The sequence below is a fragment of the Saccharopolyspora sp. NPDC000995 genome (genome assembly GCF_053599315.1).
Genome location: NZ_JBSFLZ010000023.1, coordinates 1 through 15,805 on the forward strand (window position 1 = coordinate 1; position 15,805 = coordinate 15,805).

Sequence of the window (15,805 nt, forward strand, 5' to 3'; positions counted from 1 at the left end):
TGGTGGAACAGCCACCCGCTCGACCGGACCCGCACCAGCCACCTCGCCCGCCTCGAACTCAGCCTGGCAGCCTAAACCAATTAACCACCAGGATCAGCCATGAGTCGATGTCACATCGAGCAGCGATGTTCAGCCCAAAAAACGTCAAACTCCTCTACCCAGCAATTCGTTCCGGTCGAAGAACCCGGTACCGGGTCCAGTTACCTAGTAGCGCCCCAGCGCGCGCGGCCGCGCATCGGCCCCACCACGGCCGTCGAGTACGTCGTGCCACGCAAGGGTTGGAACCGGTCGACCGATGCACCGAGGGGCGGTGCACCGGTCGACCGAACGGCCCGGTGCCCGTCGGGGGGAGGGATTCACAACACCGAACCGGGTCTACAGGCCTTGCAGGGCGGCAAGCAGCCGCCGCAGCATTCCCGGATGCCGCGCCATCGCTTCCCGGTCATCAACCGGCAAACCAGACTCGACCAGTGGCAGGTGCCGGGTTTCCTCGACGGCGAGCGCATCGGCCAGATCGCCACGCATTACGACCGGCTCGCGCAGGCGATGCCGGCCACGTCCACGAGCCTCGGCCTCCACCCGCGCGACCAGATAAGCAACCCGTCAACGCACCCTCACCGCCACCGGCGTGCCGCGCCGGGGCGTAGTAGAACGTCGCCCACACCGCGAACCCGCCAACGCCGAGCAGACTCGTCGCAATCAACCCGGCGATCATCGGCCTGTCCTCTCGCCGTCGATTACGCGCGGCGGAACGTAGGTCGCGCTCTGGTCCCGCAGCAGCTCTGCAATCTCGTACATCAGCACCGCGGTTTCGGTGTACCGCTCGTCGGTGACGGTCTGCTCGCGCACGTCGTCGGCGAGGTCCTCCAGCACAGCCGAGGCACGCACCAACAACTCGTGGAGCTGCGATTGCACCTGCGCGTTCATCGCGCACCCGCCACCGGCGGCATCGGGCACCGGGCGAGCACGTGCGCCGCCGCGTTGCAGTCCGGGCACGTCTCCCACAACCAGGCAATCTCGCCTGACTCGGCCTTGACGCGCTTGTCGCACAGGGTCGTGACCTCGGCGCCGGGGGCGTATCTGTGCCCCAGCTGTTGCGAGTCGGCGCTCGCGTGCCGTGCGCCAGCAGCCGGAAGCCAGTGGAACGGATGCGGTGCGTATTGCACGGCACCACGCAGTGCCGTATCCGGCTGGTTTCCCAATTCCGTCACCTCCACGCTCGGTGCAGGCCGGTTAACAACGAACCGCAGCGCCCGCACTGATCAAGCTAGGAGTAGCGACGTACGCGGAGTTTTCTCCGTGAATAGGTGCCCTAGTTGGGCTAAAGGGTGATTCCCATGCGGTACGCCATTCCGCGAAGCTCGCGGCCGACCGAGTTGCGCTGCGCCCGCTGCACCAGGTCCGCTATGGTTTCCCGCACAAACGGCATGTTCCGAACACGCTGCGGGGCAAGGTTTTCAGCCTTGCGGAGTAGCTGGATTGCCTGGCTGCGGGTCCGCTTGTCCACTGCGAGCGACCGTCCGAGGTCGGCGTAAAATGCCCATAGCAAGGCATCACGTGACGTCGATCAGCGCCACCAGCGAAGCTGTGTCGATTTAGCGTTCTAGCTCTGGCCAGTCAACCCCTCGTGGCCGGAAACGACCCCGCTCCATTGCTCCGCGCCACCACACGACAGCGAGAACCGCCCGCGAAACCGTTCGTGCTCAACTGGTGGTCACAAACGCAACGGATACAACGTCAGGTGATCGCTGGCTTCAGCGGAGGTTGCTGGTGTGTCCGAGGGAGTACCGGCCTGGCTGCGGCATGTAGGTCAGACCGTGTGGCCCGGCGCCGACTCGAATTCGGGCCAGGAGTTGGCCTGTGTCGGTGTCGAACACGTAGACCTCGTTGTGGTATCGCCCGGACAACCACAGCTGCTTGCCGTCCGCGGAAACCCCGCCCATGTCCGGGCTTCCGCCGCCGGGGATGTGCCATTTGCCGATGGGCTGGTGGGTCGTGGTGTCCAGGACCGACACGCTGCCCTCCCCGCGGTTGGCGACGAACGCTCGTCGCGAATCCCGGGAGAAGTAGATCCCGTGCGCGCCCTTGCCGGTGGGTACGAAACCGATCTGCTGGTTCGCCGCACCGTCGAACAGGTACACGCCGCCGGCCATCATGTCGGCCACGTAAAACGTCTTGCCGTCCGGCGCGAGCCGGCTGTCCTGCGGCATCCCGTCGGGGACGCGGTCGAGCTGGAAGGCGCGCACCTGCCGACGGCTGGCGACGTCGAGCACGATCATCTTGTTGGCGAACTCGCACGTCACCAGCGCGTACTTGCCGTCGGCGGTGAAGTCCATGTGGTTGACCCCGGCGCAGTCCGGGACGTGCAGCTTGCCCTGCGGCTGCCAGGTGTGCGGATCGTAGAAGTCCAGGCGCTTGTAGTACTCGGCGACGACGATCGCCGAGCGGCCGTCCGGGGTGAAGTACAGGTTGTACGGGTCCTGGATCGGCAACGGAGTTCCGGGCTTCCCGCTCTTCGGATCGATCGGGGTGAGCGTTCCGGCCGGCACCTTGTCCGCGGTGACGTAGAGCGTCTTCAGGTCGTAGGACGGAACCACGTGTTGCGGTTCCTCGCCCCCGGGAAAGGCGTCCACGACCTTGAAGGTGTTCGGGTCGATCACCGAGACCGTGCCATCCAGGCTGTTGGGCACGTACACCAGGTTGCGCACGCCGTTCATCGCTTCCGACAGGTGGCCGGGACGGGCTGCCGAGTAAACGTCACCCTGGACGAGCGGGGGTGGCATACCCGGCAGGACGTTGAACTGCGGTGGCGCCAGAACCGCCTTGGGCGTGTCGGCGAAGACCGCGCTGTCCAGTTCTGGGCCGCTGCATCCCGCCGCCACCAGCCCCACGATGCCGACCACCCCGAGAAGCGCTGTCCTGATCTGCATGGCCGCGACGCTACAATCCGCGATCGCTTGGTCCGTGCAACGACGTGGGAACACCACGCTTCCGAATCCACCACAGCCCCCGCACGGGTGAGGGTTTCCAGGCGCGCATGGCCTCCGACGGGCAGTGGTGACCAAGTTAGGAGCGTCGTCCCACCGGTATCCGGGCAAGGCGGTCAGTCGTCGGCGAGAACCTCCTCCAGCCACAATGTGTGGACCGGGCCGTCGGCGAGTTCCGCGTTGCTGGTCAGCCGGCGGTGCAGCGCCACCGTGCTCGCGACACCTTCGACGTGGAACTCGGCGAGCGCCTGCCGCGCCCTGGCGTAGGCCTGCTGGCGGTCCGTCCCCCAGCAGATGAGCTTCGCGATGAGTGAATCGTAGAATGGACTGATCCGATCCCCCTGCGAAATACCCGTGTCGACCCGCACACCCGGGCCGCCGGGCAGGTGCAGTGCGGTTACATGGCCAGGAGTTGGGGTGAACGCGCGCGCCGGGTCTTCGGCGTTGATGCGCAGTTCGATGGCGGCACCCCGGCGCTCGATCGAGTCCTGGTCCAGCGCGAGCGGGGCACCACCGGCGATTCGCAGCTGCTCCGCGACGACGTCCACGCCGGTGATCGCCTCGGTGATCGGGTGCTCGACCTGGACGCGGGCGTTCATCTCGATGAAGTAGAAGTTCTCATCGCTGTCGACTAGGAACTCCACGGTGCCGGCGTTGCGGTAACCGACGTGCTCGGCCAGTCGCACCGCCGCCGAGGTGATGGTTTGCCGGGTCGTCTCGCGCAGGGCCGGTGCGGGCGCCTCCTCGAGTAGTTTCTGCCGGCGCCGCTGCACCGAGCAGTCCCGTTCGAAGAGGTGCACCACGTTCCCCTGCTCGTCCGCGAGCACCTGCACCTCGACGTGCCGCGCGTTGGGAACCGCGCGCTCGAGGTAGATTGTCGCGTCCCGGAACGCCGAACGCGCCTCTGCCTGGGCTCCGGGCAGCACGTCCAGCAGTTCTTCGGCATCGCGGACCGGCCGGATCCCCCGGCCTCCACCACCCGCGGCTGCTTTGAGCAGCAGCGGGAACCCGAGCTCCAGAGCCGCCCGCGGCGCGTTCGCCGGATCGGTGATCGGGCCGCTGCCGGGCACCACCGGGACGCCAGCGGCCTCAGCGGCGCGCCGCGCGGCCGCCTTATCGCCCATCTGCTCCAGGACAGCCGGAGGTGGCCCGATGAACACCATGCCGGCCTCATCGATCGCCCGGGCGAAGGCGGCGTTCTCCGACAGGAATCCGTAGCCCGGGTGCACCGCGTCCACGTCGGTCGACCGCGCCGCCTTGAGCAGCGCGTCCGGGTCCAGGTAGGACTTCTGCGCGGCGGACCGGCCGATGTGCACCGCATCGTCGGCCATCTGCACCCACCGCGTGTGCTCGTCGGCATCGGAGTAGACCGCCACCGCTTCGATGTCCGCAGCGTGGCACGCGCGGATGATCCGAACGGCGATCTCGCCGCGGTTGGCCACCAGCACTCGCCGCAGCCCGGTCATGGCTCATCAACCTCGAACATCGTCTGGCCCACGTCCACCTCGTCGCCGTCGTCGAGCAGGACCTTGCTGACGCGGTAGGCCCGGTCCGCCTTGACCTCGTTGAAGGTCTTCATCACCTCGATGAGCCCCAGCGTCTGGCCCGGCCGGGCAACACTGCCGGGTTCGATGAACGGGTCCGCGTCGGGCGACGGTCGCCGGTAGAAGACCCCCGGCAGTTGAGCATCCACTGTAGACATCGACTCCCCCTTGAACGGCGCTAAGCGGGTGCGACCGCCGCCCGCGCCTTCTCTAGACGTGCACGCCGCTGCTGTCGGGCAGCCATCGCCGCCTCGACGTCCACCGGCACGAAACGCACCCGCCCCCCGGTCCTGGTTTGCGCCATGCGGTCCCGGTCCACGGAGATCACCGTGCCGATGGTGGCGTACCCACCGCCGGTGACCGCGTCGTTGAGCAGGACGATCGGCTCGTCGCCGCCGGGAACCTGTACCGAGCCGATCGGGTAGCCGAGGTCGACGACGTTGGCCTGGTCGCTGCCCGCACCGAACGGCTGCTCCCGTGCGATGAACTCCAGCGATCCGCCGCGCAGCCGGTACCCGACCCGGTCGGCGTCCTTGGTGACCTTCCACTCCGTGCTGAGAAACGATTCCAACGCGCGCTCGGTCAACCGGTAGGCGCACAGCCCGACGACGAACCGGAGTTCGGTCGCCGCCGGGAAATCCGGGCGCAGCTCCTCGGGCACCTCGGTGCCGGCCGCCGGGGCCGGTCCGGGCTCACCGAGCGGCAGCTGGTCGCCGCTGATCAGCGCACGTCCCTGGAAACCCCCGATACCGGTGAGCATGTAGGTCGAGCGCGAGCCCAGGTAGGGAGGCACGTCGATACCGCCGCCGACTGCGACGTACGGACGGGCACCAGCCCGGACCTGTTGGACCGCCAGCACGTCACCTGCCGATACCCGCAACGCCTGCCAAGGTGAGGCGGGTTCCCCGTTGATCGAAATGCCGCTGTCCGCGCCGGTCACCGCGACGGTGCGCGAGTCGGTGAATTCCAGTTCCGGCCCGAGGTACGTCGCTTCCAGGGCAGCAGCCCCGTCCGGGTTGCCGACGAGCAGGTTTGCCACCGCGAAGGAATACTGGTCCACGGCCCCCGACGGCGGCATTCCAATGGCGTACCGCCCGTCTCGACCGGTGTCCTGGACGGTCGTGGACAAGCCGCCCGAGCGCACGATCAGGAAGCTCACCGGTACAGCACCTCCAATAGCCGGCCGTTCACCGCGTCCGGGTCGGCGAGCAGTTCCGCCGGGACCAGCTCCACGTCGCGGATCCGGTAGCGGAAATGCCCGACCTCCACCTCCGAGCGGGTGCGGTCGTATTCGTCGCGATCGATCGCCCGATACCGCAGGACGTCGCTGGGCTGCGGGAACGCGATGTCGTCGGCGAAGTCCGGCAGCCGCTGCGCGAGGTCGAACACCGGAGCGGGAGCTATCCCGAAGAGCTGGTATCCGCCAGCCCCGCGCACCGGGTAGACCACAGCGAAAGCCCCGCCGTAGCCGAATGCCCGTTCCGGCGTGTCGGTCCGCGGACGCACGTACTTCGGCACCTGGATCTGCCGGTCGCGCGGCACCATCTGGTAGCAGAACGGCAGTCCGGGGACGAAACCGAGCATGGTGACCAGGAACGGTGCCGCGGTGATCGCATCGACCAAGGCCCGGACATCGGTGAAACCGTTGATGCGGGCGGCGTATTCGAGGTCCGTGGCGTCCGGATCCTGGTGCCGATCGCGGAACTTCAGCAGGGTTTCGCGGGTCCACGGATCGTCGAAGAGCACCGGCACGTCGACGATGCGGGTGCGCACCGCGTAGCCATCCGGCAGCTCGCCGGCCGTGTGCTCCAATCTGCGCAGTTCTTCGACCAGTTCGGCCGGGTGCAGACGATCCGGGTTCAACCGCACCAGGTACGAGGCGTTGGACGGGCAGATGTCGATGACTCCGTCGATATTCTCGCGGCGCAGCGCACCGGTGATAGCCATCGCCTTGAGGTTGGCTTCCAGGCTCATCTCTCGGTCGAGCTCAACGAAGACGAACTCGTCACCACCGAACTCGTAGCGCGCCGGCGGCAGCTGAACCTCCATCGCGGTCACGGCCCACCCCCTCGCCAACGAATGCGAGTTGAGGATGCGCCGGAGCAACGTTGCGCGCAGCTTGGTCGTGCGTGGGTGAGGCACCTTCGGGTGAGACTGCTTTGTGACCGCTCTGCGTGCTGCGTTCCTGGGGCCTACCATCAGCGGCCGACCTGGAGGTGACCAGTTGCGCACTCTCGTCGATCTCAACGCTGACGCCGGGGAGAGCTTCGGACGGTGGCGGCTCGGTGATGACGCCCGCCTCATCCCGCTCGTTACATCCGTGAACATCGCGTGCGGTTGGCACGCCGGGGATCCGGCGACGATGAGCCGTTCCGTCGAGCTGGCGCGTGACGGCCGGACATCGATCGGCGCGCACCCGGGTTTTCCGGATCTCATCGGCTTCGGCAGGCGAGCTCTGTCGATGAGCCCGGGGGAAGCCGCGCGGGCCTGCCTCTACCAGTTCGGCGCCCTGCAGGCGATCGCCGCCCGCCACGGTGCCGCGATCTCCCACGTCAAACCGCACGGGGCCCTCTACGGCCTGGCGGTCAAGGACGACGCCGTCGCCGAAGCCGTGGTGGAGGCTTTCGCCGCTGCGGCCCCCGGCGTGCGGGTCGTGCTCCTGGCCGGGCCGGTCGCCGAACGTCTCGCCGAGCGGGGGTTCCCGGTGGTGCGGGAGGCGTTCGCCGACCTGGACTACGACGAAACCGGACACATCATCATCGAGCCGGAGCCCCGGGCCAAGTCCCCGCAGCGCTGCGCGGATCAGGCGGTGGCGGTGCTCCGCGGCGAAGTGACCTCCGTCGCGGGCACGCCCATCGCGGTCGACGCCGACACGATCTGCCTGCACGGCGACCGACCGAATGCGGTGGAGATCGCGGAGGCGATCCGCGACCGGTTCGCCTCCGAAGGGGTGCGTCTGGCTGCGATGGCCGAGGTCGCGGACGCGCGGTCCTGAGTCAGCCCGCCGGCAGCAGGTGGTCCGAGGGCTCGATGCGCGAATCGCCCAGGTGATCTCCTTCCGGGCTGAACGGCGGCACGGTGTGCGGCACGCAGTCGGCCACCAGCAACGAGTCCACCGCTCGCTCCTCGGGGCCGGCGCTCACCACCGCGGTACCGTTCGGCGCCCAGATGCCGGAATTGCCTCGGTACTCCCACTGTCCGCGTTCCGACACCTCCCAGCCCCGCCGATTGGCGTAGGCGACGAACACCCGCCACACGGCCGCCATCGCGGGGATGATGTGCTCGGTAGCATCGGGATAGGGGACTAGCGTTGGAGTCCCGTCCTGGAGCGTGAAGTGCCGGTCGGCAGCCGTGGGACCGACGATCAACCGCGCACCGCGCCGGACCAGGCTCTGGTAGAGCGGCGGGAACTCGCACTCGTAGCAGTTGAGCAAGCCGACCGGGAATCCGTTCACCTCGACCACCGGCGGAATCTCTTCGCCAGCGGTGAAGTTCACGCGTTCGGCGGCACCGTAGAGGTGCGTCTTGCGGTAGTTGGCGATGAGCTCACCGTCGGCGGCAATGGCCACCGAATCGTGCAAGGCACCGCTTTCCGCCCGTTCCACGTAAGGCAGGACGACTGCGACTTCGTGCAGTTTGGACAGCTTCCGCGCGAGTTGGACGGACTGGCCGTCATACGACTCCGCCAGCAGTTCGCACTGCTCGCGGCCGAGCGCGTAGCCGGTGTTGAAGCACTCGGGGAACGCGCAGAGCTGGCTCTTGTAGCCTGCCGCGAGGGCCAGGACTTCCTCCATCCTGGCGAGGTTCTCCGCCTTCGCGGTCGGTGAACCCGCCGGGTTCTCGCCCTGGAACAGCGAAACGCGGATTCCGGTACCGGGCAGTGGTGGTTCGCGGTTGACCAACCTGCTGATGATTCTGACGGGACGCATGGTTCTCCTCTCCCAATCAATTCACAGTGGAGACGAACTCTTCAACGGCGGCCATGAAATCCTCAACCGCCTCTGGCGTGAAATCGCTGCGGACGACGACGCGCATCGCTTCGACGTCGCCCACTTCCGGTGGAAGCGTGTAGACCGGCACCGCCCAGCCGCGGTCGGCCAGGTGCATCGCCAACCGCCGCAACTTGATCGGCGGCTCCGCGGTCAGTGCCACCACCGGCAGCTCGCTGCCGTCACCAAGCAGCCGGAACCGCCCGATGCCGTGCAGGCGGGCGGCCAACTGCCGCGCCAGCGACCTCGAACGCGCGTGCACGGCGTGGAAACCCGCGGATCCGAAGCGAACGAAGTTGTAGTACTGAAGGACCACGGGCGCTGCCGACCTGGAGAAGCTCAGCTCGTAGTGGGTGTCGTCGCCGCCGAGGTAGTTGATCCGAATTCCCAGTTCGGGGCGGCGTCGGCCCCGGTCGCGCCACAGCAGCCAACCCAAACCCGGCAGGACCATGCCTGACTTGTGGCCAGAGGTGTTGATCGAAACCACCCGCGGGATGCGGAAGTCCCAGCAGAGCTCGGTGTCCAGGAACGGTGCGATGAACCCGCCGGATGCGGCGTCGACGTGCACGGGCACGTCGATCCCGCGCTGTTGGTCGAGCTTGTCCAGCTCGGAGGCGATCTCGGCGATCGGCTCGTAACGACCATCCAAAGTGGACCCCAGGATGCCGATCACGCCGATGGTGCCTTCGTCGCACAGGTCCGCGGCGGCAGTGCCGTCGAGGGCCATCCGACCGGTCCTGGCCGGGGCGATGCGGGCCTCAACTCCCCAATGACGGCAGAACTTCATCCAGCAGGCGTGAGCGCCGGCACCCATGACGAGGTTCGGGCGGGACAGCTCCCCCCGGGTGCGTTCCTGCCAGCTCCGCAGCAAGGAGACCCCGGCCAGCAGGCCGGCCTCGCTGGATCCCGTGGTGGCGCTGCCGACCACTCGTCGCGAATCCCCGTGCCACAGCACGCCGATGATTCGCACGCATTCGCGCAGCAGTTCGTCCATTGCCGGGTACTGATCGCGGTCGACCAGGTTGTAGTTCAGGTAGGCGCGGTAGATCCGTTCGGCCTCCGGTTCGATCGATGTGGTGAGGAAGGTCGCGAGGTTCCGCTCCGGCCGGCAGTCGCCGCGCAACCTGCCCGCCACGACATCCAGCGCTGCATCCGCGTCCATTCCGAAATCCGGGATCCCGCGCCGAAGGTGCGTCGAGGAGCATAACGGTTCCTCGGACGCGTTCGTCAGAGCAGACATGGTTGAACACTCCTGTTGCTGGGTGGTGTGCGACAACATCCGCAACGCTACGAGCGATCAGGAGCAATGCGCCATGAACAATTCGGCCCAGCGCTTTCGTACTAGTGCCGGGCCCCCCGACCGTGCTGGGCCGTCCGGGGTATCTCCTGCGGCATTCGAGCGATTTGATCGCCGTTTCAGTTATCTCCGCTGGTCGCGTGGCGAAATAGGAAGTGCTGATCGATGAACCGGGTACCGGGCGAACCCGGCCGAACCGCCCGAGTGGAGGCGTTTGATGGCCCGTTCCCACGACCGGGCGCTAGACCGGGCGATAACCGCTCTGCTGCACGAGGCCGTCGAGCATTCACGCGCGATGCGCCAGGTCCTGCACCAGGTCGGTCAGCTTGCTGCGCTCCGGATCGAGCTGACCCGACCAGACGAGAACGAAGCTTTTCCCAAAGTCGCTGCGAACGGTCACGTGCTGTCCCCGCTGACCAAGCGGGAACGGGAGGTGCTCGACCAGCTCGTCCGTGGCCGCTCCAACCGGGAGATCGCACGATCGCTGGGCATATCGGAGCGCACGGTCAAAAACCACCTTCGCAACATCTTCACCAAGCTGGGCGTGGGCGATCGAACTTCAGCGGTCGTGAAAGCCCTGGGGAGCAACAGCTAGCCCACTCCGCGGTGGCATGAGTTCCGCAGCGCAACCCGAGTACCAGGCCAGGCGTACGAGTTGGCCGGCAACCGGTCTGGGAGCAGAACTCCTTTTCAGCCGAGGCGGGGCATCGCTGCGAGATCTAGAACAGGAGACCAGCGCCTCAAGCGGCGTGCGCCGCGACCGCTAGCTCGACTCACGCGACTCCCGACGGCGTCGGGCGCGACGTTCGCGTCCTCGCCGGCTGTGGGTGGGCGCGCATGCTGACGTTCCCGCACGGGGTGCCGTTGCCCGGCCGGTCTTGACGTTGCCGGCTGAGGATTCGAACTTGCGGCACCTTGCCAGCGCCGTCCGCTCCGTGGGTGTGCGGGTTTCACCGGCACCCAGGGCACCTGCGCGCTGGTGACCGAGCCCTTGGCTGGCGAATCCGTCCCGCCGCTGTTGAGTGCCGCGAAGTGGGATGTTCGGGTGGGGGCGAGGGGTGTCGGTGCGCCAGGCGTTGGGGCGGGTGAGGTTCATCGCGGCGGCGGTGAGTAGGTGCTGTAGCCGACACCAAATGCGGCTCTGCTCGACCCACTCCCAGGGCACGGCAGGAATCGAGCAGGTCGCGATGATCCGGTCGAACGGTGCGTGATCCGGCGGACCGCCCGCGCCATCGACCGTGACCAACGTCGGCTGGTAGCCGATTGCGGCCAGGCGGTGGAGATGGTGGCCAGCAACGGGTGCAGGGGGCGGATTCCTTTGCACCGGCCGATCTGTGCACCTAATTAAGGAACTGCCGGTGCACATGGTGAAGTTGCAAGCCATGGCCATGAGTGAACGACCGCAGAAAGGTGCCTACAGTGGACGGAGCACGGATTCCATCGAACACGATCGGCACGCTGAATGCCGCAGCCGCTCAACGTCGTCGATGCTGTCCGCCCGAGCGCACATCGCTGCGACCAAAGTCAGCACTTTCGCCGCAGGGTTGGCCCACCCAGTTGCCCGCGCCGGTGATGCGTACCGCTTCGGCGACCAGCTCGCCCAGCCGCGCCCGTTCCGCCAGCCGCACCACCGGCACCAGCCCGGCATCGCCGATCAGATTCGGATCATGGAACACCGCATCCACCCGCATGGGGCTACGAGAAGATCCTACTCCAGAGATGCCCTCTCGACTCGGACCATTGGACCTTCAGCAGATCAATCGTCCCAGCTCAAGAGCGCATCTCGTCCACTTGCGGCCGAACCGTTATCCAAGATCATCGGTGCATTCACCCTTAGCGTCCGACCCTGCAGCGGGAACGTCGAGATCTCCGGCTGGACGCGCTGTGGCTGGTCCACGACCAAGGGCCCAGCCGAAGGGACCACGTCATCGCACCGCGTCGTCCGCGATGCCAGCTCAACGGGCCGATCCTGCCACGTCGGACGAGCAAGTTCTTCATCACCCGCACCCTTCCGATCGCGAGTACTGGTCAATCTGGTGGGTGTTCGCAGCGAGGACCACACGAGCAGTCACGAACTGTGCCTTCCCCCGGCAGAACACACGACATCTGACACCTGATAGGGCCATACCGTGTTCGTCAGAGCCAGCCCGCACCTCGTGCACCGCTATCGCCGCCAAGGCTGCGTCAGACGGCTCAACGTTGTTGAGCGGTCTCGTCTTCGAGGCGCTTGCTGTGCTGCTGGGTGCGCATCCGGGCGAACAACCAGACCGTGGAACCATGCGCGAGCGCCATCACCAAGAGCGTCACACCCAACCGCAAGGTCACGTCGTACGTGGCGCCGCCGGTCGGCAGGTCCACCAATGCCACGAGCGCGACCACGCCAAGCATGAAGACGATGAACAACACGGAGATCAGTCGGTTCACCGAGTCCGCTACCCCGGGGTCCGGGTAGACCTCGGCGAGGTAGTTTGCACCGCTGCGACGGATGAACCAACCGTCGACGCCGATGGCCGCCACGCCGAGGAGGAGGAAAAGGACATACGAGCCAGTATCCAGTTGCATTGGAAATCCCTTGCGCTTTATCGGTCCTAGTCCACCTCTGCCATACCCGGTGCGATCAACGTGCAAACGATGGTCGTCGGGCTGGCTCGAGCAGCGTGCGCACAACCGCGACCGCTAGCCCGACTCCCGCGACTCCCGACGGCGTCGGGCTCTGCGTTCGCGTTCTCGTCGGCTGTAGGTCGCCCGGCGAACGGCCGCTTCGGTCTCCAGGCTGGACCCCAAGGCACCCGCCACAGTGCCCATGGAACTCGCCAGCCAGGACAGGCTGACGTAGTCGATGAACCTCGCCGGATGCCCCAACTGCTGTCCCAGGTAATCCACGCTGATCACGGCGGAGGAACCGATCAGCGTGAGCACGAACAGCAAGGCGTACATGCAGGCGACCCCGATGGTTAGGGTGATCAGAGTGGCCACGTTGTACAGCACGGATTTGTTGCGATCCTCGCTGTCGCGGGACCTCTCCCACAGTCCATTGTGGATGGTGATCCACGCGACCATGGCGACGACCGCGAACAGGTTGATCAAGACCAGGCGCGCGGTGCTGAGGTTGTCCGCCAACGACCAGATGGTCGGGAAGAAGATGCCGAAAGCCGCCGTTGCGGTCGCGGCCGCGATCGCCCGCGAAAGCTCCGGGACCAACCGCCACGGCCGGTTGTCGCGCACCATCCCGAAGAGCAGGCGCAGGCGTCCGCGCATCCCCGGCAGCACCAAAGTCACGTCGGCGTGGTCATCCCCAGCCGGGACCTGGCGGATCTGCGAACCCGGCCAACCCCACCTCCGTGCGTAGTGGTGTCCGCTGGCCGGCTGCAAATCCGTGAGCCCCAGCGCCTCGCGGGCGAGCAACCCCACCAGATGCACGACGATGTCGCGGACGTAAGGCCGCAACCGAATCCAACCGATCGCCGGCAGTGACGCCAGGCCGACACCGTGCTCGGTGTCGACATCGGCCACCACGGGCCGGGTCGCGTCGCGCCGGGGTAGATCGGTCAAGCACACCACGAGGTCCCAGCCCTCCGCGGACTTCTTCTCCTTCGCCTTCGCCGCGATTTCGATCCTGCCGTCCGCGCTCAGCGGCAGAGCCTCCGATCGCACTTCCACGCACCAGTCAAGATCGCGATCGACGCGCACGGAGAACTCGCCAGGAAGCCCGTCGGCAATCCGATGCGCGATCTCCGTGGGCACGCCGGGATCGGCGACCACTCCCACCGTGATCGCGCGGTTGCTACCTCGCACCTGCGACGACATGCCTCCTCCGAGGTCCTGCAGCACCAGAGCCATTCCCGTGACCAGGTGGCGCCGAAACAACCGCAGCCTGGCTTTCGAGCCCGGATCAGGTGTGGCGCGCATGCTGATTTACACGTATGGGGTGCCATTGGCCAGCGTGGAGGATATCACCGGGCAGTAGGCCTCGCCGCCGAAGTAGAAAGGTGCAGCGACGCCGTCGGTGAGACCGGCAGCAGGTCCGTCTCCAGCAGCGGGGCCAGGCGTTCGAAGCGATCGACGAACTCGTAGCAGATCCGTGCGCGGCCGGCGTTGTCCGGGCTGATGGTCGTGATGTTTCCCGCGCGTTGGTAGCTGCCGGAACAGGTCGGCGTAGAGCCTGGCGAAGTCGCCGCCGTTGGCGAGCAAGACGACCGCCACGGCCGCCTGCGGGATGACGCGCAGGTAGGACTGTTGCGCAACCGCGTTGCCGTCGTGGCCAAAGGCGGAGACCCCGTTCCAATCGTGCAGAGTCCAGCCCAGGCCCCAGGCGTCGGACATGGTCCACTTGTCCGGGCTGTCCACCTCGCGATGCTGCATCGCGGCGACTGAATCCGCGGACAGGATCGGGTGCCGTCCGCGGCGATGCCGGCGTCCAGGTGCATCTTGGCGAAGCGGGCGATGTCGCCGCTGTGCACGCCACCGACGGCGTAGTCGTAGATCCGCGCCACGCTCGGCTGGTTCCAGTCGATCTCCGGAGGAACCCCAGCTCGGAAGTCTTTCCACCGCTCTCTCCCCCGATCCACTCGTGGTGCCGGGGAAGTACGCCGCGGCCTGGCGCAGCGGTGAACCCGCTCGCGCACCCGTGTCCACGTTGGTCTGCCACGCCGGCGATCTCTTGCCCTGCGGCGTCCGCGCCGTGGGTGTGCGGGTTATCACCGGCACCCAGGTACGTGCGCGCTGGTGGTCGAGCCCGCGGCGGCGTTTGGTCGACCTGTCAGGTCTGCCAGCACATCCGCGAGCGCTTCGGCGCCCACCTCGCTGTCGACCGGCTCGACGTGTTCCTCCGGGGAGTGCGAAATGCCAGCGGGGTTTCGGACGAAGAGCATCGCTGTCGGCACGAACGGGGCCAGCACTCCAGCGTCGTGGCCAGCACCGGTGTCCAGGATCGGGGCAGCCGGGAGCACTCGTGCGATGCGGCGCTGAAGGCCTTGGTCGAAATGGGCCGTGGGGCTGAACGACTCTTCGCGGATCGCGACACAACAGCCCTCTTGGGCGGCGGATCCGTGCGCTTCGTCCGAGATGGTCCGCACGAGCGCGCGTACTACCTCGTCGTCCGGGTGCCGCACGTCGAGCCAAACGTCAACAGCGGAGGCGATGACGTTGGTGCCACCCGGGACCGGCGCGATCCGTCCAACCGTTGCGCGGGCAGACGGTGTGGAACGTGCTGCGTCCTGGGCGGCTAGGACGATGCGCGCCGCCACGGTCATGGGGTCGCGCCGGTCGGACATGAGCGTCGTCCCCGCGTGGTTCGCCTGCCCTGTCAAGGTGAACCGCCACCGGCCATGCCCGATGATCGACGAGCCGATCGCCACGGGCTGGGCGAGGTCGACGAGGCCTCGCCCCTGTTCGACGTGCAACTCGACGAATGCCCCGATCCGGCCGATCGCCTCCCGGTCCGGTCCCAGCCGGTTCGGGTTCAGGCCGCCCTGGCCGACGACGTCGGCCAGGGTGTTGCCCTCCTGGTCCGTGAGGTTTAGCGCCCGCGCCACGTCCACGACCCCGGTCATGATTCCCGAGCCGAGACAGGCCAATCCGAACCGGGATCCCTCCTCTTCCGGGAAGACCGCGATAGCCAAGGGGCGTTGTGGCTGATGTCCTCGCCCCCGAAGCAGGTCCACCGCAGCGAGCGCAGACGCGACGCCCAGGGGGCCGTCAAAAGCTCCGCCGCCCGGCACCGAGTCGAGATGGCTTCCCGTGACCACCGCGTCGGTTCGCTCCCCTGACGGGACGTCGAGCCAAGCCCACATGATGCCGTTGCGGTCGGTCTCGACATCTAGCCTACGGGCGGCAGCCTCCGCCGTGAACCACGTCCGGAGGTCGAGCTCGGCGTTAGAGAAGACGGGACGCGAATACCCGCCTCGAACTGGGTCGGTACCGACATCATGGATGTCGCGGAGCAACGACGTGACTGTGCTGGGCCGGTCAAGCATGGTGCGTTCCTTC

17 protein-coding genes are annotated in these 15,805 nt (G+C 67.1%); 2 read left to right on the plus strand and 15 right to left on the minus strand.

Annotated elements, in window-relative coordinates:
- Positions 1–375: 375 nt before the first annotated feature.
- The 8 genes from ACWDKQ_RS10795 to ACWDKQ_RS10830 form a co-directional block, all read right to left on the minus strand.
- Positions 376–579, minus strand: a complete 204-nt coding sequence (locus ACWDKQ_RS10795; protein ID WP_450138536.1) for a hypothetical protein — start codon at positions 577–579, stop codon at positions 376–378.
- A 132-nt stretch (positions 580–711) separates the two neighbouring features.
- Positions 712–927 carry a hypothetical protein gene (locus ACWDKQ_RS10800; RefSeq protein WP_450138537.1) on the minus strand — a complete coding sequence of 72 codons (216 nt, stop codon included), beginning with the start codon at positions 925–927 and terminating at the stop codon, positions 712–714.
- The gene (locus ACWDKQ_RS10805) at positions 924–1,211 is read right to left on the minus strand and encodes a zinc finger protein (RefSeq protein WP_450138538.1); all 288 of its coding nucleotides are present in this window, start codon (positions 1,209–1,211) and stop codon (positions 924–926) included. The genes ACWDKQ_RS10800 and ACWDKQ_RS10805 overlap by 4 nt, the downstream gene beginning before the upstream one ends.
- A gap of 543 nt (positions 1,212–1,754) precedes the next feature.
- A complete protein-coding gene (locus tag ACWDKQ_RS10810; RefSeq protein ID WP_450138539.1) occupies positions 1,755–2,930 on the minus strand; it encodes a YVTN family beta-propeller repeat protein in 1,176 nt (391 codons plus the stop codon).
- 173 nt (positions 2,931–3,103) lie between these two features.
- Positions 3,104–4,453 (minus strand): acetyl-CoA carboxylase biotin carboxylase subunit, encoded by a 1,350-nt coding sequence (locus ACWDKQ_RS10815; protein WP_450138540.1) that lies wholly within the window; start codon positions 4,451–4,453, stop codon positions 3,104–3,106.
- On the minus strand, positions 4,450–4,689 hold the full coding sequence (locus ACWDKQ_RS10820; protein WP_450138541.1) for an acetyl-CoA carboxylase: 240 nt from the start codon (positions 4,687–4,689) through the stop codon (positions 4,450–4,452). Before ACWDKQ_RS10820 ends, ACWDKQ_RS10815 begins: the two co-directional genes overlap by 4 nt.
- Positions 4,690–4,709: 20 nt before the next feature.
- Positions 4,710–5,690 (minus strand): 5-oxoprolinase subunit C family protein, encoded by a 981-nt coding sequence (locus tag ACWDKQ_RS10825; protein ID WP_450138542.1) that lies wholly within the window; start codon positions 5,688–5,690, stop codon positions 4,710–4,712.
- Entirely contained in the window at positions 5,687–6,580 is an 894-nt protein-coding gene (locus tag ACWDKQ_RS10830; protein ID WP_450138600.1) for a 5-oxoprolinase subunit B family protein, read from the minus strand. The genes ACWDKQ_RS10825 and ACWDKQ_RS10830 overlap by 4 nt, the downstream gene beginning before the upstream one ends.
- A gap of 175 nt (positions 6,581–6,755) precedes the next feature.
- Here ACWDKQ_RS10830 and ACWDKQ_RS10835 point away from each other — a divergent pair, with 175 nt between their 5' ends.
- A complete protein-coding gene (locus ACWDKQ_RS10835; RefSeq protein ID WP_450138543.1) occupies positions 6,756–7,526 on the plus strand; it encodes a LamB/YcsF family protein in 771 nt (256 codons plus the stop codon).
- 1 nt (position 7,527) lies between these two features.
- Here the strand turns inward: ACWDKQ_RS10835 and ACWDKQ_RS10840 are convergent, their stop codons facing one another.
- Positions 7,528–8,460, minus strand: a complete 933-nt coding sequence (locus ACWDKQ_RS10840) for a nitrilase-related carbon-nitrogen hydrolase (RefSeq protein WP_450138544.1) — start codon at positions 8,458–8,460, stop codon at positions 7,528–7,530.
- A 16-nt stretch (positions 8,461–8,476) separates the two neighbouring features.
- A complete protein-coding gene (locus ACWDKQ_RS10845) occupies positions 8,477–9,799 on the minus strand; it encodes a glutamate decarboxylase (protein ID WP_450138545.1) in 1,323 nt (440 codons plus the stop codon).
- Positions 9,800–10,034: 235 nt separating this feature from the next.
- Here ACWDKQ_RS10845 and ACWDKQ_RS10850 point away from each other — a divergent pair, with 235 nt between their 5' ends.
- Positions 10,035–10,412, plus strand: a complete 378-nt coding sequence (locus ACWDKQ_RS10850; protein WP_450138546.1) for a helix-turn-helix domain-containing protein — start codon at positions 10,035–10,037, stop codon at positions 10,410–10,412.
- 880 nt (positions 10,413–11,292) lie between these two features.
- Here the strand turns inward: ACWDKQ_RS10850 and ACWDKQ_RS10855 are convergent.
- The 5 genes from ACWDKQ_RS10855 to ACWDKQ_RS10875 all read right to left on the minus strand — a co-directional run bounded on the left by ACWDKQ_RS10855 (position 11,293) and on the right by ACWDKQ_RS10875 (position 15,792).
- Positions 11,293–11,508 (minus strand): hypothetical protein, encoded by a 216-nt coding sequence (locus ACWDKQ_RS10855; RefSeq protein ID WP_450138547.1) that lies wholly within the window; start codon positions 11,506–11,508, stop codon positions 11,293–11,295.
- A gap of 502 nt (positions 11,509–12,010) precedes the next feature.
- Positions 12,011–12,379, minus strand: a complete 369-nt coding sequence (locus ACWDKQ_RS10860) for a hypothetical protein (protein WP_450138548.1) — start codon at positions 12,377–12,379, stop codon at positions 12,011–12,013.
- Between the two features lie 114 nt (positions 12,380–12,493).
- A complete protein-coding gene (locus tag ACWDKQ_RS10865; protein ID WP_450138549.1) occupies positions 12,494–13,726 on the minus strand; it encodes a hypothetical protein in 1,233 nt (410 codons plus the stop codon).
- Positions 13,727–13,732: 6 nt separating this feature from the next.
- Positions 13,733–14,179, minus strand: a complete 447-nt coding sequence (locus ACWDKQ_RS10870; RefSeq protein WP_450138550.1) for a serine hydrolase — start codon at positions 14,177–14,179, stop codon at positions 13,733–13,735.
- A gap of 335 nt (positions 14,180–14,514) precedes the next feature.
- On the minus strand, positions 14,515–15,792 hold the full coding sequence (locus ACWDKQ_RS10875) for an allantoate amidohydrolase (protein ID WP_450138551.1): 1,278 nt from the start codon (positions 15,790–15,792) through the stop codon (positions 14,515–14,517).
- Between the last annotated feature and the right edge of the window lie 13 nt (positions 15,793–15,805).